This is a genomic window from Flavobacterium sinopsychrotolerans, assembly GCF_900110375.1.
In the GTDB taxonomy this organism is placed as follows: Bacteria; Bacteroidota; Bacteroidia; order Flavobacteriales; family Flavobacteriaceae; genus Flavobacterium; species Flavobacterium sinopsychrotolerans.
Genome location: NZ_FODN01000004.1, coordinates 200,673 through 223,756, shown reverse-complemented (window position 1 = coordinate 223,756; position 23,084 = coordinate 200,673). Strand labels below are relative to the sequence as shown.

Genomic DNA, 23,084 nt, shown 5'->3' with positions numbered 1-23,084 from the left:
TTTAATATTTGAAAGAAATAGTGAATTTAGCACCCTCATTAATTTTACTCTCCACTGCAATTCGGCCACCTAAGCTCGTAATGTGATTATAAACTAAATAGAGTCCTATACCGTTACTGTCGCTATTGCTATGAAATTTTTCGTACAATCCAAAAATCTTATCCCGCACTTTATCCATATCGAAACCAAGTCCATTATCAGAAAAAATTAATTGATTTACTCCATTGACTTTTTTTGAGTGGATAGTTATAACTGGTACATGATGTGGTTTTGCATATTTAATAGAATTGGTTACTAAATTTAAAAAAATACTTTTGATATATGCTTTGTTAAAAGTAACATTTTCAAAAGCTGAAAAGTCAACTTTAATTACTGCTTTTGAATCTTGGACTAAAGAATTTATGGAAATTAGGACTTCTTTCAGTGATTCATTTAAATTTATTTCTTCTATTTGAGTATTGATACTCTCATTTTCTACTAATTCGTCAATGGAATCGCTTAATGTTTGTTTTAAATTTTCACTGGTTAATTTAAGGATGTTGATTAATTCCAGTGTTTCCGGATCGTGTATTTTGCTACTATCAATCAAACTAAAAACCGAAAGCATATTATTGATCGGAGACTTTAAATCATGGGATGTTTTATGAGATAAAACGGTAAGTTCTTTATTGATTTGGGTCAAATTTGCAAGGAGTAGATTACGTTCTTCTTCGATTCTTTTTTTATGGGTGATATTTTTTGCAATTGCGTACACTAATTTTTCGGACTCGACAGGCATTGATGTCCAAGATAACCAGACAATTTCGCCGCTTTTAGTCAAATAGCGGTTTTCAAAATTCAAAAGCGGCTTATTTTTATATACTTGTTCCCTAGTTTCGATAGTAATTTTAAGATCTGGAGCATAAACAAAACTGCTTATGGGTTTTGCATACAATTCATCATCAGTATATCCCAATAATTTTGAAACAGCGGGATTTATTCTTTTGAAATAGCCATCAAATCCTGCAATGCAAATAAAATCTGCTGAGATGTTAAAGAAATTATCAAAGTGATAGTCCGTTTTTAAAGAAGAAATTGAGGCGTTATTTTCGGTCATTTATAATTTTAAAAAATTATTTAGTGCTAAAGAAATCCGACTTTAAATAAATAAGTCTAATGGATAAATTTAGCTAATTATAATTTAAAAAAAGAAAAAAAAGAAAAACAATTCTACTGTTATTGATTCTGTAGATTTTGATAATTTTAAATGTAAATTCATAAAAAAAAGCCATCATAAATGATAGCTTTGATAATTTTTGATTGAGGATGAATTAAATTCTAAAAATTCCACCCACGGCAATGATTCTCTGAAAAAAGAAAAAATCCTGTGAAGCACTGTCTTCGGTGCTTTGCGTAGTTCGAATGTCTTGCATATTAATATAGCCACCTTTAAGTTCTCCTTGAATATAAAAGTGTTTGAAAAAAGTAACATTCAATCCTGCTTTCAAAGAAGTTCCAAAACCCGAAACATGAAAATCATCATGACGTTCTTTTCCCAATAAAGTTGTATTAGTTTTAGGATATAAGAGACCAAAACCAACTCCCTCAGTTAAATTGATTTGAATTTTATCGGTATTTTCAATTTTGAAAATAGACGAAATATCATCATGTCGAGAAAACTCTGTATTCACATAATTCAAACCATCGGTATGCTCATACTTTAGAAATTCTTCAGTCAAAAGCACTTGGTTATTCGCCAACAATTCATCATAAGATCCCGGATTTGGATAATACCCATTGATGTCCACAGCCTTATTTTGCGACATCACATATTTCATGTGATCTACACCTATTGCAACACTATAATGGTCACTTATGAAATACCCCATTCTAAAATTAGTTTGAGGAATAGTCATTCTGGCGGGATTAATATAGTCTACATGCCAACCTTTTGGTTTGTCATGCGCTTGAACATTTTCTAAAGTAAAATTGTAATCTTTACCTCGAAAGGTTATGTCTGATTTGGAGTAACTGTCTCTGTTTCCTCCCCATGAAATAAAAAATTTTCCTTTGTTATGAGTTGTATATTTATTTTGAATTTCTGTAGTTTCCTGTGCAATTGTGTTATTGGTAAATAAAATAGTAAGGAATGCGGAATATAATAAAAAGTGTTTCAATGAATTTGGGGCCTAAATTTAAAATGTATTAATTGTTTTTCTGATAGCGACTAACTTGGTCATTAAGGATTCGAAATAATCCAAATGCAACATATTAGCACCATCGCTTTTTGCATTAGCAGGATCAAAATGAGTTTCAATAAAAATTCCATCTACGCCTACAGCAATACCAGCTTTGGCAATAGTTTCAATCATGTCTGGTCTTCCACCTGTTACGCCAGCCGTTTGGTTGGGTTGTTGCAGCGAATGGGTAACATCAAGAACAGTGGTAGCGTATTGTTGCATCGTAGGAATTCCTCTGAAATCAACAATCATATCTTGATAGCCAAACATCGTTCCTCTATCTGTAACCATCACGTTTTCATTGTGACAATCCAATACTTTTTGAACCGCATGCTTCATGCTTTCCGGACTCATGAATTGTCCTTTTTTCAAGTTGACCACTTTTCCGGTATTGGCAGCTGCTACGACTAAATCGGTTTGGCGCACTAAAAAAGCGGGAATTTGCAACACATCAACATATTGAGCCGCCATATCAGCATCTTCATTTGTATGAATGTCAGTAACAGTAGGAACCTTAAATGTTTCCGAAACTTTTCTAAGGATTTTCAGTGCTTTTTCATCTCCAATTCCTGAAAAACTATCAATTCTAGAACGGTTTGCTTTCTTGAAAGAACCTTTAAAAACGAAAGGGATTTGTAAATTATCAGTAATTCCAACTAATTTTTCGGCAATTCGCATGGCCATTTCTTCCCCTTCAATGGCACATGGCCCAGCTAGCAAGAAGAAATTACCACTGTCAGTATATTTGATTTGTGGAATATGTTGTAGGTTCATAATATGATTTTTTAAAGTTGCAAAGGTAGTTATGATTTGCGATTTACGATTTATGATTTGCAAATAATTTTGGGCATTAACTTTTTTTTAGGAGCTGTTTCCTGTCTCGTCATTAGGACGAGATTACAATCTCCCTGAAAAACGGGAGGATTTTCACTATCATCAGGGCTAGGGATTTGGTAAACATGTATGTTATGGGATTTTAAAGTGATTATTTTTTTAACGAAAGTCCCATTGGAACCATCAAAATTCCTTTTTCATAGATGTTTAAGTACAGTAGAACCGGTTTCTTTTGACCTTCCCATTTTAATTCATAAACATCCAAAAATCCGGCACCCAACTCACTTCTTTTTGTTGGAAACGGACAGCAGCTTTCTAGTTTGGTAAACGTGATTTTTTCGCCTTTGGGACCTGCTAAAGCATTCAAAAACCGGTCTTGATTAATCGTTTCATTTTTAGTATTATTAAAGAAAATATTGATGGGATAATCTTTATCGTAGCCATATTTTTTGTCCTTACTGTATGCAGTAATCACAAAAGTATTGTCTTTTGAAAGGGTAAGGTTTGGCGCATTATCATCTGTATTTTTCAAAGTAGATTGCGTACTGGAGCAAGAAGCTAAACTAATAACTAAAGCAATAAGGAGGATTGATTTGTTCATGTTTTAAAATAAATTTATTGTTTAAATTCGCTTAAGTCTTAAAATAACAGCATTGTGTTGAATACATATTTTAAACATATAAGACAAATAAGTTTTTTAATTTGAATAAAATCGAGTCAAGTTTGTAGTTCATTTAAGCAAAGTCTCTTTACCTTACAAAGAATATTTTTAACTTATATTTACTTTTTAACCCTAATTTGATAAACAAACTTTTTAGCTTACATGACTTATATGTTTAAAATTAAATGCTTTTCATTTTAGGATATGGCAGTAAAATTTAAATAGCAATTACAATACCATGCAATTTAAATAATACAAATATAAACAGAACTTTAGACCTTACTGCGTGTTCCTGCAATAATTTGGATTCGCACTTTTTTAGCGAAAGTAGCATTTCTTCCAAAATCTCATCAAATGCTTCTTATCTTTGCAAAAAAAACAACATGGATATTATTTTTCAAACTTGGTCTTGGTATGTTTCCGGTTTTTTAATCGGCTTGATTATGTTAGCACTTATATATTTTGGAAAGTCTTTCGGAATGTCTTCTAATTTGCGGTCACTTTGTTCGATGGCGGGTTTAGGAAAACGAGTAGCCTTTTTTGATTTCGATTGGAAAGCACAACGCTGGAATTTAGTAGTCATTCTTGGAGCTATGTTAGGTGGTTTTGTTGCTGTTCATTTTATGAGTGATGCTTCAAATGTGGCTATAAACCCTAAAACAATTGCACAATTAGCGACACTGGGTATTGAGGCTCCAAACGGAAAATTAATGCCAGATGCTCTTTTTGGAATCTCCATTTTAGAATCTCCAAAAAGTATTTTTATACTGCTTATTGGCGGTGTTTTGATTGGTTTTGGCTCTCGTTATGCCGGTGGTTGTACTTCTGGACATGCTATTTCAGGCTTGAGTAATTTACAAATTCCTTCTTTGAAAGCGGTAATTGGATTCTTCATTGGTGGGTTGATCATGGCGCATTTTTTATTGCCATTAATTGTAAATTAGGTAAGCAATCATCATTTAAAATTTAAAATAAAAAGCATGAAAAATATACTAAAATATCTATTGGTTGGATTTATTTTCGGAATTGTACTGACTAAATCTGAAGCCGTTTCTTGGTATCGTATTTATGAAATGTTCCAATTTCAGTCGTTTCACATGTACGGAATTATTGCTGTGGCTATCTTGACTGGAGTTATTGGGATTCAAATCATAAAAAGAAATAACATCAAAGACATCAAAGGAGAATCTATAGAAATTCCGGATAAAGAAAAAGGTTCTGCTCGCTATTGGATTGGTGGATTGTTTTTTGGATTGGGTTGGGCTTTGGTAGGTTCTTGCCCTGGACCAATATTTATCTTGCTTGGGGCGGGTTTTTGGACCGTTTCTATAGTACTTTTTGGAGCTCTTTTAGGAACTTATTTATATGGATTATTGAAAAATAAATTGCCTCATTAATCGAAAAATAGCTTGTATCAAAGTAGCATTCTCGTATGAAAATGCTACTTTTTTTTGTTTAATTTCAAAATGCCCATAACAATCAAATATTGTGCAAGTAAATAGGTTGCCATAATCAGGAAGGAACTGTATTGCAATGGCGTATAAAACTTATCAAAAGCCAAAAGACTATCAGAAGCTACAAAAATGATAGCGCCAATTAGAATGTAAATATTGGCGGGTTTTTGCCAATTTAAAAAACCTTTAAGTGCAAATAACAACATAATTGAAATTGTCAGCGCGTAAACAAAAACCGGAATTTTTAAATCACCTAAACTTGGTAATAAGATCAACATCATCACTATTAAATAAAAGGCAATAGTTGTTACTCCAACCCAAAAAATGATTTTACTTTTCTTTAAGTAAATCTTTAATTGTTTGCTGAATAGTATAATATAAGAAATGTGCGAAAGAAGAAAAGCAATCAACCCTGCTATAAAATATAATTCTCCTTTGTCAGCAAACATCAAAATAATATCACCTATCCAAGACAAAGTCAAAGCGGTTAAAAGAATTTTTTTGGTAGTGAATCTTTCGTGAAAATAAACAGCTAAAAGTAAAAATGGTAATAAAAAGGGTTTCAAAAACCAAACTGTATTTTCATTCCCAAAAAATAGAAACGAAAGATAAACAAGACTAAATCCAATAAAACTATTTACTATTATGTTGCTTTTCATACGTTATTTTTAAGATTGAGCTACAATCATTGTTTCTTTTTCAAAATTACTGTTAACAAAATAAATGGTTACTATCAATGACAAGATGAGATATCCTGCAACAACATAACTCGCAAAAGGAAAGAGTTGATCCATTCCAAACCAATCTCCAAAATAGAGAATTAGCCCAATTCCGAATGCAAAGCGAATACTTTCCCAGAATATAGAAATTTTACGGGTATCCATTAATTCCGTGTAACTGTAAACGGTCAGGAAGATGAATGCGCCGTAAATAAATACATTTGGCAAACCTATTAGCGCAATAGAATTATACATATAACTAATAAGTAACAATGTAATAATAGCTTGAAATAAGGACCAGTACATCAGTTTTTTAGAATGTTGAACGCCATATTTTTCAAAATTATAGACATCGGTGATTTTGGTAACGGGATATTTTTCTTCAAAATTTTCTGGACGCCAGCCTGTTGGTTTAAACCAAATGGTAAACATATCTTTCCAGTTTTCGGAACGCCAAGCATCTGTAATCAGCAACCATAAATGCTGAAAATTTATCCGAATTGGATTCCAGGTTCTCGCTGGTCGTGTGATTCCAAAAACAGGTGGAACACTTTCTAATTCCGCTTGAAAAGTGCCAAACAATTTATCCCAAACAATGAATATTTGTGAATGATTCTTGTCCATATATTCTGGATTTATGGCATGATGAACCCTATGGTGGGAAGGAGAAACCAGTATGTTTTCCAGAAAACCAATTTTCTTAATGTGCTTGGTATGATACCAGAATTGGAGGAATAAATGAATCGGTAAAGTTATTGCAATTACTTTGGAGGGAACTCCTAAAAGAGCAGCCGGAATCAATAAAAAGGTAAACAGATTAACAAAACTGGAAACGGGTTGGCGTAGGGCACAAGCCAAATTGAATTCCTCACTACTGTGATGAATGGCGTGTTTGTTCCATAAAAAATTAATTTGATGAGACAAACGATGGCTCCAATAGCCATAAAAATCGATAGCGATAAATCCAATAAAATATGTAAAAAAGGTTGCTTGAAGATCGAATAAAGCTATTTTAGAGACAATCCAATCATAGGAAACCAGCGTAATGCTGAGTCCCAAAACATCTTTTAGGGAGTTAACCATTCCGGAGCTCACACTCGAAACAGAATCCATGTTAGGTGACGTATCTTCCCCTTTGTAATGCCCATAAATTTTCTCGATGATAATCAATATCAAAAAGACGGGCATTACAAAAACTAAAATTTTACCGTATTCTTCCATAAAAACACTTTTTTTTATTCAAATATAGAATAAAAGAGAATGTTTTTTGAATTATTCACAGTAATTTATTTTTTAATGGGAAGTTCTTATTATTTTTAAATTATCTCCGCATTTAATCCTGCTTCTAATAATTGAGTGCATTGTGGTTTCAATTTTTCGTAAGGACCTGTTTTTACGGTGCACTTCCCATTATAATGTACGATTAACGAACATTGTTCTGCTTGTTCCGGAGTGTGATCACAAACGCGAATCAAAGTTTCAATGACATGGTCAAAAGTATTTACATCATCGTTGTAAACCACTATTTCATTGTCTAAACTTATAGCTTCCTTAACACTAACTCTTTCTCTTACTTTTTCTTTAGTACTCATTTTGTAGGTTTTTGTACTTTCGTAATTAATAAAAAAATAGTACCACTAATTTACATATTTTAAAGACACCCAATTGTTTCTTTCAAATTTTTTAACATACGTTAATCCTTTTTCAGTACAAGAAGCATCTATAAATGGTATATCTTCCTGATAAAAACCGCTTAGAAGTAGCGTTCCATTAGGATTTAAACTGTCTACATAACTTTGCATATCGTTCAACAAAATGTTTCTGTTGATATTAGCAATAATCAAATCGTATTTTTTACCTTCTAATAAAGCAGCTTCACCTTCATAAACTGTAATGTGTTTGCAATTATTGCGTTCCGAATTTTCAATCGAGTTTAAGTAGCACCAGTTGTCAATGTCAATGGCATCAATTGGTTGCGCTCCTTTCATCTCAGCAAGTATCGCTAATATTGCTGTTCCGCATCCCATATCCAATGTTTTCATCCCGGCAACATCCATCTCCAACAAATGCTGGATCATCATGTGTGTAGTTTCGTGATGTCCCGTTCCAAAACTCATTTTTGGTTCAATTACAATGTCAAATTCGGCATCCGTTTTTGGATGAAAAGGCGCACGTACATGACAATTTCCATCAACATCTATCGCTTCAAAATTCTTTTCCCATTCTTCATTCCAGTTGACTTGCTCGATTTCTTCAAATGTATAATCGATTGTAAATTCCTCTGATTGTAAAATATGAATGTCATCAAGAATCATTTCATCCCATAAATCCTTTTGTACAAAAGCAGAAATCCCGGTTTCAGTTTCTGTAAAACTCTCAAATGCTTTTTCTCCTAATTCTGCGATTAATATTTCAGAACCTAATTCTTTAGGCTCAATAGTAAAATGATACCCGATATAAATGTTTGACATGCTTATTTTTTTTGCAAAGGTACTATTTCTCTTTATTCTCATGATAAATTTGGCATATAAAAAAAGCGATGAAATCAATCATCGCTTTTTTTATAATCTAAACTTGAATTTATATCGCATTTACAATTGCTACAAAATCATCGGCTTTTAGTGCTGCTCCTCCAATAAGACCACCATCTACATCTGGTTTAGAGAATATTTCTTTTGCATTATCAGGTTTTACGCTCCCGCCATAAAGGATGGATACATTGTCAGCGATATCATTTCCATATGCTTTTCGAACGGTTTCTCTGATAAATTCATGCATTTCCTGGGCTTGTTCCGGAGAAGCTGTTTCTCCAGTTCCTATTGCCCAAACTGGCTCATAAGCTAAAACAATATTTCCCCAGTCTTTTGCTTCAATATGAAATAAACCATCTCGTAATTGGTTTTCTACCACATTAAAATGATTTTTTGATTGACGATCTTTTAATTCTTCTCCAAAGCAAAAAATAACTCTCATATCATGTTCTAAAGCTGTATTTACTTTATTGGCAATCAAAGCATCCGTTTCATGAAAAATAGCTCTGCGTTCTGAGTGACCTAAAATTACAATATCTACACCAACACTTTTTAGCATATCTGCTGAGATTTCACCTGTAAAAGCACCACCTTCTGCTTCATGAACGTTTTGTGCAGCAACATCAATATTAGTGAATTCTAAATGATCTACAGCGGAAGCTAAGTTCACAAAAGTAGGAGCTACAATAACTTGAACAGCTGTGTCTGTTGGAATTTTTGCTATTAATTCATTTAATAAATCCTCTGTTTGCTCTGCATTTTTATGCATTTTCCAGTTTCCGGCAACAATCTTCTTTCTCATTTTCGTTGTGTTATATTTAGGTTTTGGTTTTTAATTTTATAACTATTTGAAAAATAATTATTTCAAACTTTTTAAGGTATCGTTAATTTTATCAAAATCGGTTTCAATAGCGCGGTATAATGCTATTTTTCCAGTTTTGTCTACGATGATGTATCTTGGAATCCAATCGACATCAACGGCTTTTGCAAATATACCTTTCATTTGGTCATTTGCCATGAAATGATCCCCTTTCAATTCGTGTTTTTCAATTCCAGCTTTCCATTTATCGGCGGTTTTATCCATCGAAATAAACAAGTAAGCGACATCGGGATTATTAGCTTGTAATTCTTTTAGTTTGGGCATTGCTTTTACACAATCACCACACCATGAAGCCCAAACTTCGATTACCAAAGTTTTTCCTTTGTATTTTTTTAAAATATCCTGAAAAGCAACTTGACTTCCATCAGTGGCTAAAAGGGTTTCGGTTAAAGCTTCTTTGGAGAATTCAGTTTTTTGTGCTTTTGTACAAGAAAATGTTGCAAAAGCAATTAGGAGCAGTATTATTCTTTTCATTTTTGAGTTGTTTTTATAACAAAGTTAAGCAAACAATTCGAATGAGTTATGTAGAATAGGAAATTTTGAAAGCTTAATTCGAAAATGACAAAGCAATATCGTTATAGTTTGAAAATAATCGAATGATTTGGATTCGCCAGATTATTTAGAAAGTATTTGTTATTCTTGTTAAGTATAAAGTCGTAAAGTTTTCCTGTGAGACTTTACGACTTTGAACAGTATGATTTATTTAAAATTTTAAATCTGCAATGTCATTGTGATGTACTTTTTGAATTACAGTTCCTTTTTCAAGTATTACAATACTTGGATTAGCTCTTTCAATCGTTTTTAAAGTGATGGCGTCACAGAAGTAGAAATCAAATGTCATCCCAAATTGTTTTTTAGCTGCAACTATTTGTTCTGGAGTAGAAGATGTCATTCCAATTACTTTATATCCTTTTGCTTTAGCTTCCAGACTCAGTTTTTCCATTTTAGCTAAACCATCTTTATCTGCATTTACTAAATCGTATGCTACAATCAATATTACTTTAGACGCTTCTAAAAATTCATCTTTATATTCAGAACCGTCTTTTTCCATTGTAAAATCATGAATAGGAGGAACGTAACCTTCTGTAATGACTTTGTCTTTTCGATCTACAAATACAGCGCCTTCCGGAATTGCCATCAAATCTTTTTCAGTAAATTCTTTATCGACACCGCCAACTTTGTAAATAAAAACCATTTCCACCACAGATTTTTCTGCTCCATCAGGAATTCGCATTCCTTTTTGAATGTTATTTCCAACCTTGAACGGTCTAAAATCTATTATTGGTAAATGGTTTAAAACCCAAACTCCCATAAGCGAGGATAAAACGATACTGGCGTAAATAACTATGTTTTGTACGTTGTTGCTAAACAACGGTTTTACCAGTTTTTGATTGAAAAATAATATCAGAATAAAGAAAAGTAAAACAATATCCTTAGTAAACGATTGCCAAGGCGTTAGTTTTAAAGCATCTCCAAAACAACCACAATCTTTTACCACATTGTAATAAGCAGAATAAAAAGTCAGGAAAGTAAATAATACAATCAGGATTAGTAAGCTCCAAATAGTGAATTTGGTTTTATAACCAATGAGCAACATAATACCCAGAACTACTTCAAGAATTACTAAAAATAAAGCGATTCCTAATGCAAATGGAACAAAAAACGGCATGTTAAAAACGGGTTCACTGAAATACTCCGCTAATTTATAAGAGAACCCAATTGGGTCATTCAGCTTGATTAATCCGGAGATAATGAATAGGATTCCAACGAAAATTTTAGAAAATTGAGTAATTATATTTTTCATATGAAGATAATATTTGTTTTTTAATGGAATATGGTATCACCATTCTTGATTCCAGTTTGTGATTTTGGAATCCTGGCGATTTCATATTTAGTTATTGCTTTTTATTGTTTATTTCCAAAACCCATTAGAATCAAAGCAAAAACCGAATAATTTATCATGTCCTGATAATTAGCGTCGATTCCTTCAGAAACTAATGTTTTTCCTTTATTGTCTTCAATTTGTTTGACACGAAGTAGTTTTTGTAAAATCAAATCGGTTAGTGAACTCACACGCATTTCGCGCCAAGCTTCCCCATAATCATGATTTTTATCTTCCATTAAATCTTTGGTCAATTTAACTTTAGCATCGTATAATTCAGTCGCTTTTTCAACACTTAAATCAGGTTGATCCGCAACGCCTAATTCTAATTGAATCAATGCCATGATAGAATAATTGATGATCCCGATGAATTCACCCGTTTCATCTTCATCAATTTTGCGAACTTCGTTTTCTTGTAGGCTTCTAATTCTTTGGGCTTTAATGTAGATTTGATCCGTCAATGAAGGCAATCTTAAAATGCGCCAAGCACATCCGTAATCTTTCATTTTGTTGATAAACAGTGCACGACAAGTCGCAATCACCGTATCATATTCCTTTGAAGTATTCTTCATTATTGGTGTATATTTGTCTTGAAATTTTTTCAAAAATAAGATAATTTTTTTGAATGTCGAATTTTGAAGTCTTTAAAACTGTAAACGAATGACTATTAACTGCAAAGGATTACTTGTTGACTTATCAACTCCCAAAGTAATGGGGATTTTGAATGTGACGCCCAACTCTTTTTTTGATGGTGGAAAGTATAAAAATGAAACTGAAATACTTTCTCAAGTCGAAAAAATGGTACTTGATGGCGCAACTTTTATAGATATTGGCGCTTATTCCAGCAAACCAAATGCAGAATTTGTCTCGGAACAAGAAGAAATTTCGAGAATTGTTCCTGTTGTAGATTTGATTTTAAAACATTTTTCAGAAACGATAATTTCGATTGACACCTTTAGAAGTGAAGTAGCCAAAGCTTCAATTGAAAGCGGCGCGGCTATCATCAACGATATTGCAGCGGGAAATCTGGATGATAAAATGATGGAGATAATTGCAAAATACAATGTTCCATATATCATGATGCACATGCGTGGCAATCCGCAAACGATGCAAACACTCACGGATTATGATGATATTGTAAAAGAAATGTTGTTCTATTTTTCGGAGAAAGTAGCTATGGCCAGAAGTTTTGGGATCAATGACTTAATAATCGATCCGGGCTTTGGCTTTGCCAAAACAATAACTCAAAATTACGAAGTTTTTCAAAAAATGGAATTATTTAACATGCTGGAGTTACCACTTCTTGTTGGGATTTCCAGAAAATCCATGATTTATAAAACGCTTGGAACAACAATAGAAAATGCATTAAATGGAACTACGGTTTTGAATACTTTGGCATTGACCAAAGGAGCAAAAATCCTGCGTGTTCACGATGTAAAAGAAGCTATGGAATGCGTTACATTATTCAATAAAATCAATTTATAAAGATGAAATATTTTACTCTGATTGTTCTTTTTACGCTGTTTTCTTGTGGAAATAAGGAAGATGTTTTATTACCAAAAGCCAATACTTCAATTGTCAAAAGTGTAGATGATCTTTCGCCAATCTATATTTTTTTCAGAACAAAAGAAAAAGATACGCTGGCTGAAGTAAACCGGAAAAACAGTATTATTTCGACTAATTGGATTCTAAATGTTGACAAACGTCTGCCATTACGACTTGCAATTCCGGAAATCATGAAGTTGCAACAAAAGAAGCGCGAAGAAAAAGCACACAAGAATGAAAATGCCGAAAATTATTATTCCTACGCTGATACGATTGGTAAAAATTTAGCCTTTATTCCTTTTACTAATGTGTATTACAAACTAGAAAAACCAAAGTCAGGAGTTGTTGTATTTTTTACCAAAAACAATGAAGTTTTAGTGGATGATATTATAGTAAAACAAGAAGAATTGCAAGCCTATTTAAATAAGTTACCAAATAATAAAGCTGTCCAATATGTTTTTTGCTTTGACAAAAACACAACTTTTGGTAGTTATATTCAAAATAAAATTTTCATTAATAGTTTAAAGTTGCCATCGTCGGAATTTAATATTAAACAGGAAGAGTTTATTTTTTAATCAAATTAACTGAAAACTGAGATTGATTTCTGAATACTTAATTTTATTGGTGATGATACGGTTCGTTTCTCAAAATCGTGAATCCACGATACAACTGTTCGATAAAAAATAACCGCACCATTTGATGCGAAAAAGTCATTAGAGATAACGATATTTTTCCTTGTGCCTTGCTATAAACCATATCCGAAAATCCATAAGGACCGCCAATAACAAAAACCAAAGTTTTAACTCCGGAGTTCATCTTTTTCTGTAATTCTTCTGAAAAACCGACGCTGGAAAAGTTTTTTCCGTTTTCGTCCAATAAAATAAGTTGGTCTGTCGGCGAGATTTTAGATAAAATCAGTTCGCCTTCTTTTTCTTTTTGCTGGCTTTCCGATAAGTTTTTTACGTTCTTGATATCAGGGATTATATCCAAATCGAACTTGATATAAAAAGACAAACGTTTTGTGTAATCATCTATTAAAGATTGTAAGGCTTTGTTATCAGTTTTACCGATAGCAATCAATTTGATGTTCATTTTTGTTGGATTTCAGAGGCGCAAAGATAGAAAAATTAACAGTTTCAATGTGTCTTTTTCTTTGAATTGGATTGTACAAAAAACAAATTTCCTTTTATTCAAGCTGAAAGATTATTTTCAGTTTATTGTTTAAATCAATTATCTCGTTCTGATGAAGTTCGCCTAATTTTCCAATTGCTAATGATCGGTCAATAGTTGCAATTTTGGATAATCGAATCAAAGAAGACATTTTGATGCCATTTAAATTAGTAGGTAAAAGTTCAAGATCAGTATTCTCTTTCCATTTTAGTTGTGTAGTGATAAAACTCACTGTAAGATCGTAATCCGTTGCTATCAAAATTACAGCCGGGCGTAATTTTTTACCTGATAAGTCTGTGAAAGGAAATGGAATCAGAATGATATTGCCTTTTTTCATTGGTATCGTTCTTTCAAATCCGATACTGAATAAATGCTATCTTCTTCATTTAAAAAATTAAAAGTTTCACTCTCAACTACAACTTTTTGAATGTTGTCTGTTAATAATTGTTCTTCGTATTTTTTGATAATAAAATCAGCAAAATCAGCTATTTCCAACGCTTTATCTTCTGGGAGTTGGTTAATGATTTGAATGGTTCGTTCTATTATTGCTTCTCGTATCATTGTGAAATTATTTATTAACAAATTTACAATTTATTTTAAAACGTATTTCTAAATAATTGATTTTCAGTTATTTTTTTTGCTTTTATTTTAAAATTCATGATTTATTTGACCTCAATGCTATCAATTAGCAATTGAAATGACTCTTCTTTTTTATTGCCTATCAGGAAAGTGATTTCTTCTAAATGAGAACCGTCATAATTACGTAGATTTAATTTTTGTCCTCTGAATGCAGGATACAATTCCATGATTGGAATTTCAATCGTTTGCCAATCTGTGGAAGTTTGAAAAGGAAATACATACGAATGGGAATCAGTTCGATTGGTCTTGACTCTGAATTGATATTGTTTACCATCTCCTTTTAGCCGAATGCAAAAATGTGTAGTGTTTTTTAAAATTAATGGCTCAAAAGTATATTTTACAGCACAAAATCCGCCATTATTTTCTAAAGAAACTTTGCCTTCAAAAGTCCCAATTCCATTTGTATTCAGATAAAATTTACTTTCGGATACTCCGCCCATTACAGCGTCATTTACAACTTTCCAATTTACAACGTCGCTTTTTAAATTAAAATCAAAAATTTTTATGGTATTCATTGTTGTTGATTTTGCAAATTATTTTATTCTAGAAAAGTTCTTGTTTTATTTTTTAAAATGTATTAATCCAAAAAACTAAAACTGGCGTAAACTCTTTAGAATTTACGCCAGTTTTTATTTTGAGGAATCATTTCAATTTCTATTTCGGTAATGGTGCACCCACGGCTATATCACATCGATGATTTTCTTGACCATGTGGCGGATTCATCCCTTCTGGAGTGGGAGTTGTTGGAGCAGTAGTTGTAACAGTTGGGGTTGTCGTCGTTGTAACAGTAGCAGCAGGAACTGGTTTGTTTTGTTGTGGAGTTGCTGGAGCAGTAGCCGCCGCCGGAGAATTTAATGGTGCTCCAACAGGGATGTCACAACGATGCCCAGATTGACCATGAGCAGGATTCATACCTGTTGCAACTGCACCTGAAGTTGTTACCGCAGTGTTCTGATTTGTAATATTTGGATTTTGCTGAGACTGAGTAGCGGTCAAAGCTTGTTGATTCTGCATCTGTTTACCAACTTCCGTGAAAGGAACGATATTTGTTGGTGCGGTGTTATTTGGTGTTTCTACTTCTTTTTTACAAGAAGTCAAAAGTAATGACGATATAAAAAGTAGGCTTAAAAAAGATTTCATAAAAAGTGTTTTTAATTACTAAATTCAAATATAAGATTTTAAATAATAATGCCCTAAATAAAACAATTGATTTTTAAATATAGATTTCCGGATAGTATATAGTCAATGTTTAAAGTTAAAATTGTATTTAGGAACTGAATAATTCTCTGGACTTTGATCTTTCAGTTGCAGTTTTTTTTAATAAAATAGATTTGTTTGCTTCTTTTTTCCAAAGAACCAAGCCTACAAATTTTCAATTTCACAAAATATATCTTACTTTAGCATTTCATAAATTTCCTATAAAATGATTAGCGAAGCACAGTTCGAAAACGAGTTACAAATACTAATAAAAAATGCCATTCGGGAAGATGTTGGCTCTGGTGATTACAGTTCGTTGGCTTGTATTCCGGAATCAGCAAAAGGAAAAGCAAAATTATTGGTGAAGGAAGACGGTATTATTGCTGGTGTAGCTTTTGCTAAAATGGTTTTTAAATTTGTAGATGCTAACCTTCAGATAGAAACTTTTATTGAGGACGGAACTCCAGTAAAAAAGGGAGATGTGGTTTTTCATGTTTCCGGAAGTTCACAATCCATTTTGAAATCAGAACGCGTAGTTTTGAATTCAATGCAAAGAATGTCAGCGATTGCTACTAAAACTAAGGAATATGTTCGTTTATTAGAGGGAACAACTACTAAAATTCTAGACACACGCAAAACAACGCCAGGTTTTAGAGCATGTGAGAAATGGGCTGTCAAAATCGGCGGTGGCGAAAACCATCGTTTTGCATTGTATGACATGATAATGCTAAAGGATAATCACAATGATTTTGCAGGTGGAATCACTTTGGCTATAGCCAAAACAAAAGCATACCTTAAAGAAAATAATCTGGATCTTAAAATTATTGTCGAGGCCAGAAATTTGGATGAGATTGAAGAAATTCTGCAGAGCGAAGGCGTTTTCAGGATTTTAATTGACAACTTCAATTTTGAGGATACCAGAAAAGCAGTAGCTTTAATTGGAGATAAATGCCAAACAGAATCTTCAGGGAATATTAATGAAAACACGATTCGGAACTATGCCGAATGCGGCGTAGATTATATTTCTTCGGGCGCGTTGACGCATTCCGTATACAACATGGATTTGAGCTTGAAAGCATTATGAGTAAAGAAATTGAATTGAAACTACGAAGAATTCCAATTGTACGGAATCTTATGTTTGGTTTAAAAAAGATAAAACTTCCTTGGTTGGAAGGCTTGTCTTTGTATGATTTAATGGAAATATATGGCTTGGGAATCATCGAAAGTGCGTTAACGTATCACGCCAGTGCCATTGCGTTTAGTTTTTTCATGGCATTATTTCCATTTGCATTATTCATTCTAAATCTAATTCCTTTCATCCCTATTGAAGGTTTTCAAGAAGATTTTTTGATGTTTGTCAAGGACGGAGTGCCGCCAAATACCTACGATGCAATTTACAAAATCATCAGTGATATTCTGAATAATAGTGATTCCGGATTATTATCCTCGGGATTTATATTGTCGATTTTCCTGATGGCGAATGGTTTAAATGGAATTCTGGGAGGCTTTGAAACCTCTCGTCATGTGCTTATCAAAAGAGGTTTTGTGCGTCAATATGTAGTTGCATTGGGAATGTCATTATTACTGTCCTTACTGTTATTAGTGACAGTGGCAATAATCGTAGTTTTTGAGGTTTTGATTCAAAAAACAGTTTTTAGTGATCAAATTCAATTAATCGTAATTGGTCGTTATGCTTTTGTTATTTTGATGATTTTGATGACCACTTCGATACTTTTCAAATTTGGTACCAAACATGACAAAAACCGCGCATTTATCTCGATAGGTTCGGTGTTTACAACCATTTTAATTATTTTGGATTCGTATTTTTTTGGGATTTGGGTCACAAAATTTTCACAATACAATGAATTATATGGATCAATTGGCACATTATTGATTCTGATGTTTTACATTTGGATCAACTGTATGATATTGCTGTTGGGTTTTGAATTGAACGCCACGGTAAACAAACTAAAAACCAAAAAAGAGTAAATTATTAAATTAAAATAGTTTCAAAATTAGGAGCTATTTCCTGCTATTCGTTATAATCTTTTCTTTTTTAAAGAAAAAAAGAAAAGGATTTCCACTACTATCAGGGCTAAAACAAAAACTATGAAAAAAAGTATTACAATTCTGTCCTTATTTATTTCAATGGCTTTCTATGGTCAAAATCAAACTGTTTTCGGGAAGTGGAAAACAATTGACGATGAGACAGGCAAAGCCAAATCAATTGTTGAAATCTATGAGCGTTCCGGAAAAGTTTATGGAAAAATAATTGACATAATAGATGTTGAAAAGAAAAAAAGTTTATGTACTAATTGTTCTGGTGATGAAAAAAACAAGCCAGTTATAGGACTAGTTATTATCAAAGGACTTGTAAAAGAAGGTAAAGAATACAATTCAGGAAAAATTCTTGATCCAACTACGGGGAAACAATACAAATGCTTTTTAGCTTTGGACGGAAATGATAAATTAAAGGTTCGAGGATATATTGGTGTAGCATTATTTGGAAGAACACAAACCTGGAATAGAGTAAAATAATTATAAATTAAGAGTTATGAGTTCAAAGTAAAAAACTAAGCATAGCTCGCAACTCATAACTCTTAATTACTATTAAATGTATTTTGTAGAAGTAATTTTACCACTTTCCCTAGACAAAACCTTTACCTATAGTGTTTCCGAAGCGGAATTTCATTACATCAAAAAAGGAATGCGGGTGGCGGTTCCTTTTGGGAAAAGTAAAATTTATACGGCTTTAGTTATTGAAATTCATCAAAACAAACCCGCATTATACGAAGCCAAGGAAATTCATCAAATTCTCGATGAAAGGCCCATTGTAACTGAAATCCAAATTAGACATTGGCAATGGATTGCTTCTTATTATATGTGTGCCATTGGGGATGTGTATCGTGGCGCCATGCCAAGTGCACTTTTGCTGGAAAGCGAAACCCTTATTTCTCAAAAAACCGATTCATTTATTGATACCAGTCTTCTTTCAGATGATGAGTTTCTGGTTTATGAAGCCTTGCAGCAGCAAAGTTCATTAAAAGTCCAAGATATTATCGCTATTTTAAACAAGAAAAATATTTTTCCTGTTATTCAAAAACTGGTCGATAAGAATATTTTGGTACTTCAGGAAGAAATTCAAGAAAGTTATAAACCTAAGTTAGTTCGATACTTAAGGTTACATCCTAAATATGAATCCAATCAAGGTTTAGGCGAGTTATTGGAAACATTGAAAAATGCCAATAAACAAAAGGAAATCGTGATGCGTTATTTCCAATTGTGTGCTACAGAAAAGACCCAAGGCGCCGCTAAACCTATTACAGTAAAAAAACTAATTGAGGAAGCTAATTCTTCTGCTGCGATTGTAAAAGCATTAATCGAAAAAGAGATATTCGAAGATTATTTTCTTCAAGAAGACCGAGTAAATTTCAATGGAAAAATTAACGAAGGTGAATTGCAATTAAGCCTAGATCAGCAAACCGCTTTTGAGGAAATTAAACAAAGTTTTACTCAAAAAGAAGTCTGTTTGTTGCATGGCGTAACTTCCAGCGGAAAGACCGAAATTTATATCAAACTCATTGAAGAGTATTTGGCAACGGGAAAACAAATCCTTTATTTATTGCCGGAAATTGCTTTGACGACTCAATTAGTAGGGCGTTTAAGAGCATATTTCGGGAATAAAGTAGCTGTTTTTCATTCGAAATACAACAATAATGAGCGCATTGAAGTTTGGAATCAAGTCTTGCAAAAATCGGAGAAAGCACAAGTGGTAATAGGAGCGAGGTCCGCTTTATTTTTGCCATTTCATGATTTGGGATTCATAATTATAGATGAAGAGCATGAACAAACCTTCAAGCAAGTAGATCCGGCTCCAAGATATCATGCACGAGATGCGGCTATTGTTTTGGCACATTCGCACAAGGCAAAAGTACTTTTGGGTTCAGCTACGCCAAGTATAGAAACGTATTTTAATGCTAAATCTGATAAATTTGGTCTGGTCGAAATTACGAAACGATTTGGAAACGTAATGATGCCTAATATCGAATTGGTGGATTTGAAAGACAAATACTTTCGTAAAAAAATGACCGGACATTTCAGCGATGTTTTAATTGAAGAAATTTCAAATGCATTGTCTTTAGGAGAACAGGTGATTTTATTTCAAAACCGTAGAGGATATTCGCCCGTTGTTGAGTGCATCACTTGCGGTCACGTGCCACAATGCCAGCAATGTGATGTAAGTTTGACGTATCACAAGCATAAAAATCAGTTGCGTTGTCATTATTGTGGGTACACTATGGCAAAACCTACGCATTGTCACGCGTGTTCGAGTATTGATTTGACTACCAAAGGCTTTGGAACGGAACAAATCGAACAAGAATTAATTTCTATTTTTCCAAATTCAAAAATTGGGAGAATGGATCAGGATACGACACGAGGAAAATTTGGTTTCGAAAAAATCATTGATAGTTTCAAAAACAGAGAAATGGATATTCTTGTAGGAACTCAAATGCTCGCTAAAGGATTGGATTTTGATAACGTTAGTTTAGTGGGAATCATGAATGCGGATAATATGTTGTACCATCCTGATTTCAGGGCTTTTGAGAGAAGTTTTCAAATGATGACTCAAGTTGCCGGTAGAGCGGGACGTTCAGAAAAACAAGGAAAAGTAATCATACAAACCTATAATCCCAATCACAATACCATACAACAGGTGACTAATAATGATTATTTGGGAATGTATAACGAACAGTTGTATGACCGACAAATTTATAAATATCCACCGTATTTCAGAATCATTAAGCTGACTTTGAAACAGCGTGATTTTGATAAGTTGAAGGAAGGTTCTATGTGGTTGTACCAAGTGATGAGCCAGAACTTGAATATGCCGGTATTAGGTCCGGAGGAACCGGCAATAAGCAGAATCAGAAATGAATATATTCGTACGATTATTATCAAAATTCCTCAAAATGTGTCTATTGGAAACACCAAAAAAACGATTCAGAAAATGTTGAATAGTTTTGAGGCTGTTGCTCAGTACAGAGCCATAAAAGTGATTTCAAATGTGGATTTTTATTAAGAAATTATGTCTTGGGGATGAAAAACATCCGTACTGAATTACTATATGAGCTTTTAAATACGTAATTTTAAGCAAACAAATTTCCATGAATAGTTGTATTTACATCGACCAAAACGAAATTCTGAAACGCTATAAACAACCGGATCAACATACGCATAAAGGAATTCAAGGACATGCTTTAATCATTGGCGGAAGTTATGGCAAAATAGGAGCAGTAAGTTTATCTTCCAAAGCTTGTTTAAAAACTGGTTGCGGATTAGTCACTGTTTTTATTCCAAAATGTGGGTACACTATTCTGCAAACAGCGATTCCCGAAGTCATGGTTCTTACAGATATTCAGGACGCAATAATTTCAGAAATAACTTTTGATGTAGTACCGCAGGCCATCGGAATTGGTCCCGGTTTGGGTCAGGCCGTAGAAACCCAAAATGCGCTCTATCAATTTTTGAAAACGAATAGAATTCCTTTAGTAATAGATGCTGATGCATTGAATATAATCTCCAAAAATAAAAAATTATTATCTTTAGTACAACCCAAAACGATTATCACGCCACATCCCAAAGAACTGGAACGATTGATTGGAAAATGGGATTCCGAAGAAGAGAAAATGAGTAAAGCAATCTCTTTCTCCAAACAGTATGAAATTATAATAGTAATGAAAGGCGCACCTACCCGAATCATAGATGGCGAAACTGTTTATGAAAACACCACCGGAAATGCTGCGCTTGCAACCGCCGGAAGTGGCGATGTTTTGACAGGAATGATTACCAGCTTATTGGCACAATCCTATGAACCCATCAGCGCTGCAATTCTTGGTGTTTACCTCCACGGATTAACGGCTGATATTGCGCTACCGGAAACAGGTTACCAGTCTTTTATCGCTTCAGATGTGATTGCGAATATTGGGAAAGCCTTTCTGAGTTTAGAAAAATTGGAGTAAATAGTACTCATAAATGAATTTTACCTCAGTTATTTGTAAGTTTGTATCCAAGCAAAATTGCTTTATCCAATTCAATTATGGAAAAAACACCCCATCTTAGAACCGTAAATGTTACGCGATACATCACTCCTTTGCGGGAAGGAGGTTCTTTGCCTGCGCTCGCTGAAGCCGATGATGATTTTAAATACGTCTTGAAATTCAAAGGTGCCGGACATGGCGTAAAAGCCTTAATTGCCGAATTAATAGGAGGAGAAATTGCTCGTATTTTAAATCTGAAAATGCCCGAACTCGTTTTTGCGAATCTTGACGAAGCTTTTGGTCGCAGTGAAGCCGATGAAGAAATTCAGGACTTGCTTCAAGGGAGTCAAGGCCTTAATTTAGCTTTGCATTATTTATCGGGAGCCATAAATTTTGATCCTGTTGTCACGTTGGTTGATCCAAAATTAGCTTCCCAAATTGTTTGGTTGGATGCTTTTATTACAAACGTGGACAGAACGTTTAGAAACACCAATATGTTAATTTGGCATAAAGAATTATGGCTGATCGATCATGGCGCCAGTCTTTATTTTCATCATTCGTGGACCAATTGGGAAAAGCAAGCACAAAGTCCTTTTGCATTGATAAAAGACCATGTATTGTTACCTCAGGCTTCGTTATTAATAGAAACTGATGTAGCATTCAAAAAAATATTGACGAACGAAGTAGTACAGAATATCGTGAATCTGATTCCTGAAGTATGGCTGAATTGGGAAGATACCGATGAAACTCCCGAAGCCATTCGGGAAGTCTATTTTCAGTTTTTATCCACACGTTTGAACCATTCAGAAATTTTTATAAACGAAGCGCAAAATGCAAGAGAAGCACTTATATGAGTATGCCGTAATCCGGGTTGTGCCAAGGGTAGAACGCGAAGAATTCCTCAATGTGGGTATTATTCTTTTTTGTAAAAAAGCAAAGTTTATTAAGGTGCTGTATTCGGTCAATGAAGCCAAACTCCAACTTTTTTCAGATGATTTGGATGTGGAACAATTGCATTTAAATGTGCAGGCATTTGCAAAAGTGGCACTTGGCGAAAAATCAGGTGGACCCATAGCGCAATTTGATATTCCATCCCGTTTCCGTTGGTTGACAGCGCTTCGCAGTTCTGCCATTCAAACCTCAAGACCGCATCCGGGTTTGTGTGATGATTTGGAACAAACCACACAACGCTTGTTTGAAGAAATGGTATTGTAAATAAATTTTAAAAGCTGTTGGAAAGTCATTTCGTAATCAAAATACTTTTATGCTTTCAACAATAGAATATTAAAAGTTACGACTGTCCGCAAACATTCCA

General features: G+C 33.5%; 28 protein-coding genes. 11 read left to right on the top strand and 17 right to left on the bottom strand.

Annotated elements, in window-relative coordinates; genetic code table 11:
* Window position 1: 1 nt before the first annotated feature.
* From BMX64_RS09580 to BMX64_RS09565, 4 genes are all read right to left on the bottom strand, one after another.
* On the bottom strand, window positions 2–1,096 hold the full coding sequence (locus BMX64_RS09580) for a PAS domain-containing sensor histidine kinase (protein ID WP_091170950.1): 1,095 nt from the start codon (window positions 1,094–1,096) through the stop codon (window positions 2–4).
* 214 nt (window positions 1,097–1,310) lie between these two features.
* Complete coding sequence (locus BMX64_RS09575) at window positions 1,311–2,156, bottom strand: hypothetical protein (protein WP_091170946.1); 846 nt, start codon at window positions 2,154–2,156, stop codon at window positions 1,311–1,313.
* A gap of 18 nt (window positions 2,157–2,174) precedes the next feature.
* Window positions 2,175–2,993, bottom strand: coding sequence for a 3-deoxy-8-phosphooctulonate synthase (gene kdsA / locus BMX64_RS09570; protein ID WP_091170943.1), 819 nt, complete (start codon window positions 2,991–2,993; stop codon window positions 2,175–2,177).
* 211 nt (window positions 2,994–3,204) lie between these two features.
* Window positions 3,205–3,654 (bottom strand): 2-dehydro-3-deoxyphosphooctonate aldolase, encoded by a 450-nt coding sequence (locus BMX64_RS09565; RefSeq protein ID WP_091170938.1) that lies wholly within the window; start codon window positions 3,652–3,654, stop codon window positions 3,205–3,207.
* 443 nt (window positions 3,655–4,097) lie between these two features.
* Between BMX64_RS09565 and BMX64_RS09560 the strand changes: the two genes are divergently transcribed.
* Window positions 4,098–4,658, top strand: coding sequence for a YeeE/YedE family protein (locus BMX64_RS09560; protein WP_091170935.1), 561 nt, complete (start codon window positions 4,098–4,100; stop codon window positions 4,656–4,658).
* 36 nt (window positions 4,659–4,694) lie between these two features.
* The gene (locus BMX64_RS09555) at window positions 4,695–5,111 is read left to right on the top strand and encodes a DUF6691 family protein (protein ID WP_091170931.1); all 417 of its coding nucleotides are present in this window, start codon (window positions 4,695–4,697) and stop codon (window positions 5,109–5,111) included.
* Between the two features lie 44 nt (window positions 5,112–5,155).
* On the opposite strand, the gene BMX64_RS09550 is transcribed toward BMX64_RS09555, so the two are convergent.
* From BMX64_RS09550 to BMX64_RS09515, 8 genes are all read right to left on the bottom strand, one after another.
* Window positions 5,156–5,827 carry a lysoplasmalogenase gene (locus BMX64_RS09550; RefSeq protein ID WP_091170928.1) on the bottom strand — a complete coding sequence of 224 codons (672 nt, stop codon included), beginning with the start codon at window positions 5,825–5,827 and terminating at the stop codon, window positions 5,156–5,158.
* Between the two features lie 9 nt (window positions 5,828–5,836).
* On the bottom strand, window positions 5,837–7,108 hold the full coding sequence (locus tag BMX64_RS09545; RefSeq protein ID WP_091170924.1) for a sterol desaturase family protein: 1,272 nt from the start codon (window positions 7,106–7,108) through the stop codon (window positions 5,837–5,839).
* Window positions 7,109–7,203: 95 nt separating this feature from the next.
* Window positions 7,204–7,479 carry an ATP-dependent Clp protease adaptor ClpS gene (locus BMX64_RS09540; protein ID WP_091170920.1) on the bottom strand — a complete coding sequence of 92 codons (276 nt, stop codon included), beginning with the start codon at window positions 7,477–7,479 and terminating at the stop codon, window positions 7,204–7,206.
* A 45-nt stretch (window positions 7,480–7,524) separates the two neighbouring features.
* Window positions 7,525–8,358, bottom strand: coding sequence for a 50S ribosomal protein L11 methyltransferase (gene prmA / locus BMX64_RS09535; RefSeq protein ID WP_091170917.1), 834 nt, complete (start codon window positions 8,356–8,358; stop codon window positions 7,525–7,527).
* 109 nt (window positions 8,359–8,467) lie between these two features.
* Window positions 8,468–9,220 carry a triose-phosphate isomerase gene (gene tpiA, locus BMX64_RS09530; protein ID WP_091170914.1) on the bottom strand — a complete coding sequence of 251 codons (753 nt, stop codon included), beginning with the start codon at window positions 9,218–9,220 and terminating at the stop codon, window positions 8,468–8,470.
* A gap of 57 nt (window positions 9,221–9,277) precedes the next feature.
* Window positions 9,278–9,772: a TlpA family protein disulfide reductase gene (locus BMX64_RS09525; protein WP_091170910.1), complete on the bottom strand. Its 495-nt coding sequence runs from the start codon at window positions 9,770–9,772 to the stop codon at window positions 9,278–9,280.
* Between the two features lie 229 nt (window positions 9,773–10,001).
* Entirely contained in the window at window positions 10,002–11,102 is a 1,101-nt protein-coding gene (locus tag BMX64_RS09520) for a BT_3928 family protein (protein ID WP_091170907.1), read from the bottom strand.
* A 101-nt stretch (window positions 11,103–11,203) separates the two neighbouring features.
* Window positions 11,204–11,752: a DUF1599 domain-containing protein gene (locus tag BMX64_RS09515; protein WP_091170902.1), complete on the bottom strand. Its 549-nt coding sequence runs from the start codon at window positions 11,750–11,752 to the stop codon at window positions 11,204–11,206.
* An 88-nt stretch (window positions 11,753–11,840) separates the two neighbouring features.
* Between BMX64_RS09515 and folP the strand changes: the two genes are divergently transcribed.
* Together folP and BMX64_RS09505 are read left to right on the top strand one after the other, a co-directional pair.
* Window positions 11,841–12,665 (top strand): dihydropteroate synthase, encoded by an 825-nt coding sequence (gene folP / locus BMX64_RS09510; protein ID WP_091170898.1) that lies wholly within the window; start codon window positions 11,841–11,843, stop codon window positions 12,663–12,665.
* 2 nt (window positions 12,666–12,667) lie between these two features.
* A complete protein-coding gene (locus BMX64_RS09505; protein WP_091170895.1) occupies window positions 12,668–13,300 on the top strand; it encodes a hypothetical protein in 633 nt (210 codons plus the stop codon).
* A 43-nt stretch (window positions 13,301–13,343) separates the two neighbouring features.
* On the opposite strand, the gene rlmH is transcribed toward BMX64_RS09505, so the two are convergent.
* The 5 genes from rlmH to BMX64_RS09480 all read right to left on the bottom strand — a co-directional run bounded on the left by rlmH (window position 13,344) and on the right by BMX64_RS09480 (window position 15,674).
* A complete protein-coding gene (rlmH, locus tag BMX64_RS09500; protein ID WP_091170890.1) occupies window positions 13,344–13,817 on the bottom strand; it encodes a 23S rRNA (pseudouridine(1915)-N(3))-methyltransferase RlmH in 474 nt (157 codons plus the stop codon).
* A 94-nt stretch (window positions 13,818–13,911) separates the two neighbouring features.
* Window positions 13,912–14,232, bottom strand: a complete 321-nt coding sequence (locus BMX64_RS09495) for a type II toxin-antitoxin system PemK/MazF family toxin (protein WP_091170886.1) — start codon at window positions 14,230–14,232, stop codon at window positions 13,912–13,914.
* Window positions 14,229–14,456, bottom strand: a complete 228-nt coding sequence (locus BMX64_RS09490) for a hypothetical protein (protein WP_091170881.1) — start codon at window positions 14,454–14,456, stop codon at window positions 14,229–14,231. Before BMX64_RS09490 ends, BMX64_RS09495 begins: the two co-directional genes overlap by 4 nt.
* Window positions 14,457–14,557: 101 nt before the next feature.
* Window positions 14,558–15,049, bottom strand: a complete 492-nt coding sequence (locus BMX64_RS09485) for a CIA30 family protein (RefSeq protein WP_091170878.1) — start codon at window positions 15,047–15,049, stop codon at window positions 14,558–14,560.
* A gap of 139 nt (window positions 15,050–15,188) precedes the next feature.
* Window positions 15,189–15,674, bottom strand: coding sequence for a hypothetical protein (locus BMX64_RS09480; protein WP_091170873.1), 486 nt, complete (start codon window positions 15,672–15,674; stop codon window positions 15,189–15,191).
* Between the two features lie 283 nt (window positions 15,675–15,957).
* On the opposite strand from BMX64_RS09480, the gene nadC reads away from it, so the two are divergent.
* From nadC to BMX64_RS09445, 7 genes are all read left to right on the top strand, one after another.
* The gene (gene nadC, locus BMX64_RS09475) at window positions 15,958–16,815 is read left to right on the top strand and encodes a carboxylating nicotinate-nucleotide diphosphorylase (protein WP_091170867.1); all 858 of its coding nucleotides are present in this window, start codon (window positions 15,958–15,960) and stop codon (window positions 16,813–16,815) included.
* Entirely contained in the window at window positions 16,812–17,720 is a 909-nt protein-coding gene (locus BMX64_RS09470) for a YihY/virulence factor BrkB family protein (RefSeq protein WP_091170864.1), read from the top strand. The genes nadC and BMX64_RS09470 overlap by 4 nt, the downstream gene beginning before the upstream one ends.
* Window positions 17,721–17,840: 120 nt before the next feature.
* Window positions 17,841–18,269: a DUF2147 domain-containing protein gene (locus tag BMX64_RS09465; protein ID WP_091170860.1), complete on the top strand. Its 429-nt coding sequence runs from the start codon at window positions 17,841–17,843 to the stop codon at window positions 18,267–18,269.
* Window positions 18,270–18,345: 76 nt separating this feature from the next.
* Window positions 18,346–20,811 carry a replication restart helicase PriA gene (gene priA, locus BMX64_RS09460; protein ID WP_091170856.1) on the top strand — a complete coding sequence of 822 codons (2,466 nt, stop codon included), beginning with the start codon at window positions 18,346–18,348 and terminating at the stop codon, window positions 20,809–20,811.
* Window positions 20,812–20,896: 85 nt separating this feature from the next.
* Entirely contained in the window at window positions 20,897–21,751 is an 855-nt protein-coding gene (locus BMX64_RS09455) for an NAD(P)H-hydrate dehydratase (protein ID WP_091170853.1), read from the top strand.
* A gap of 77 nt (window positions 21,752–21,828) precedes the next feature.
* Window positions 21,829–22,623, top strand: coding sequence for a HipA family kinase (locus BMX64_RS09450; protein ID WP_091170850.1), 795 nt, complete (start codon window positions 21,829–21,831; stop codon window positions 22,621–22,623).
* A complete protein-coding gene (locus tag BMX64_RS09445; protein WP_091170846.1) occupies window positions 22,601–22,984 on the top strand; it encodes a DUF3037 domain-containing protein in 384 nt (127 codons plus the stop codon). Before BMX64_RS09450 ends, BMX64_RS09445 begins: the two co-directional genes overlap by 23 nt.
* Window positions 22,985–23,084: the final 100 nt, after the last annotated feature.

Bases quoted from the DNA above. Each gene is read 5' to 3' on its own strand.
- BMX64_RS09455 (WP_091170853.1), top strand. From the start codon at position 20,897: ATGAATAGTTGTATTTACATCGACCAAAACGAAATTCTGAAACGCTAT.
- BMX64_RS09540 (WP_091170920.1), bottom strand. From the start codon at position 7,479: ATGAGTACTAAAGAAAAAGTAAGAGAAAGAGTTAGTGTTAAGGAAGCT.
- BMX64_RS09495 (WP_091170886.1), bottom strand. From the start codon at position 14,232: ATGAAAAAAGGCAATATCATTCTGATTCCATTTCCTTTCACAGACTTA.
- BMX64_RS09490 (WP_091170881.1), bottom strand. From the start codon at position 14,456: ATGATACGAGAAGCAATAATAGAACGAACCATTCAAATCATTAACCAA.
- BMX64_RS09555 (WP_091170931.1), top strand. From the start codon at position 4,695: ATGAAAAATATACTAAAATATCTATTGGTTGGATTTATTTTCGGAATT.
- BMX64_RS09580 (WP_091170950.1), bottom strand. From the start codon at position 1,096: ATGACCGAAAATAACGCCTCAATTTCTTCTTTAAAAACGGACTATCAC.
- tpiA (WP_091170914.1), bottom strand. From the start codon at position 9,220: ATGAGAAAGAAGATTGTTGCCGGAAACTGGAAAATGCATAAAAATGCA.
- BMX64_RS09545 (WP_091170924.1), bottom strand. From the start codon at position 7,108: ATGGAAGAATACGGTAAAATTTTAGTTTTTGTAATGCCCGTCTTTTTG.
- BMX64_RS09450 (WP_091170850.1), top strand. From the start codon at position 21,829: ATGGAAAAAACACCCCATCTTAGAACCGTAAATGTTACGCGATACATC.
- BMX64_RS09445 (WP_091170846.1), top strand. From the start codon at position 22,601: ATGCAAGAGAAGCACTTATATGAGTATGCCGTAATCCGGGTTGTGCCA.
- prmA (WP_091170917.1), bottom strand. From the start codon at position 8,358: ATGTCAAACATTTATATCGGGTATCATTTTACTATTGAGCCTAAAGAA.
- nadC (WP_091170867.1), top strand. From the start codon at position 15,958: ATGATTAGCGAAGCACAGTTCGAAAACGAGTTACAAATACTAATAAAA.
- folP (WP_091170898.1), top strand. From the start codon at position 11,841: ATGACTATTAACTGCAAAGGATTACTTGTTGACTTATCAACTCCCAAA.
- BMX64_RS09470 (WP_091170864.1), top strand. From the start codon at position 16,812: ATGAGTAAAGAAATTGAATTGAAACTACGAAGAATTCCAATTGTACGG.
- BMX64_RS09560 (WP_091170935.1), top strand. From the start codon at position 4,098: ATGGATATTATTTTTCAAACTTGGTCTTGGTATGTTTCCGGTTTTTTA.
- BMX64_RS09515 (WP_091170902.1), bottom strand. From the start codon at position 11,752: ATGAAGAATACTTCAAAGGAATATGATACGGTGATTGCGACTTGTCGT.
- BMX64_RS09505 (WP_091170895.1), top strand. From the start codon at position 12,668: ATGAAATATTTTACTCTGATTGTTCTTTTTACGCTGTTTTCTTGTGGA.
- BMX64_RS09520 (WP_091170907.1), bottom strand. From the start codon at position 11,102: ATGAAAAATATAATTACTCAATTTTCTAAAATTTTCGTTGGAATCCTA.
- priA (WP_091170856.1), top strand. From the start codon at position 18,346: ATGTATTTTGTAGAAGTAATTTTACCACTTTCCCTAGACAAAACCTTT.
- BMX64_RS09550 (WP_091170928.1), bottom strand. From the start codon at position 5,827: ATGAAAAGCAACATAATAGTAAATAGTTTTATTGGATTTAGTCTTGTT.
- BMX64_RS09480 (WP_091170873.1), bottom strand. From the start codon at position 15,674: ATGAAATCTTTTTTAAGCCTACTTTTTATATCGTCATTACTTTTGACT.
- BMX64_RS09485 (WP_091170878.1), bottom strand. From the start codon at position 15,049: ATGAATACCATAAAAATTTTTGATTTTAATTTAAAAAGCGACGTTGTA.
- BMX64_RS09565 (WP_091170938.1), bottom strand. From the start codon at position 3,654: ATGAACAAATCAATCCTCCTTATTGCTTTAGTTATTAGTTTAGCTTCT.
- rlmH (WP_091170890.1), bottom strand. From the start codon at position 13,817: ATGAACATCAAATTGATTGCTATCGGTAAAACTGATAACAAAGCCTTA.
- BMX64_RS09465 (WP_091170860.1), top strand. From the start codon at position 17,841: ATGAAAAAAAGTATTACAATTCTGTCCTTATTTATTTCAATGGCTTTC.
- BMX64_RS09525 (WP_091170910.1), bottom strand. From the start codon at position 9,772: ATGAAAAGAATAATACTGCTCCTAATTGCTTTTGCAACATTTTCTTGT.
- kdsA (WP_091170943.1), bottom strand. From the start codon at position 2,993: ATGAACCTACAACATATTCCACAAATCAAATATACTGACAGTGGTAAT.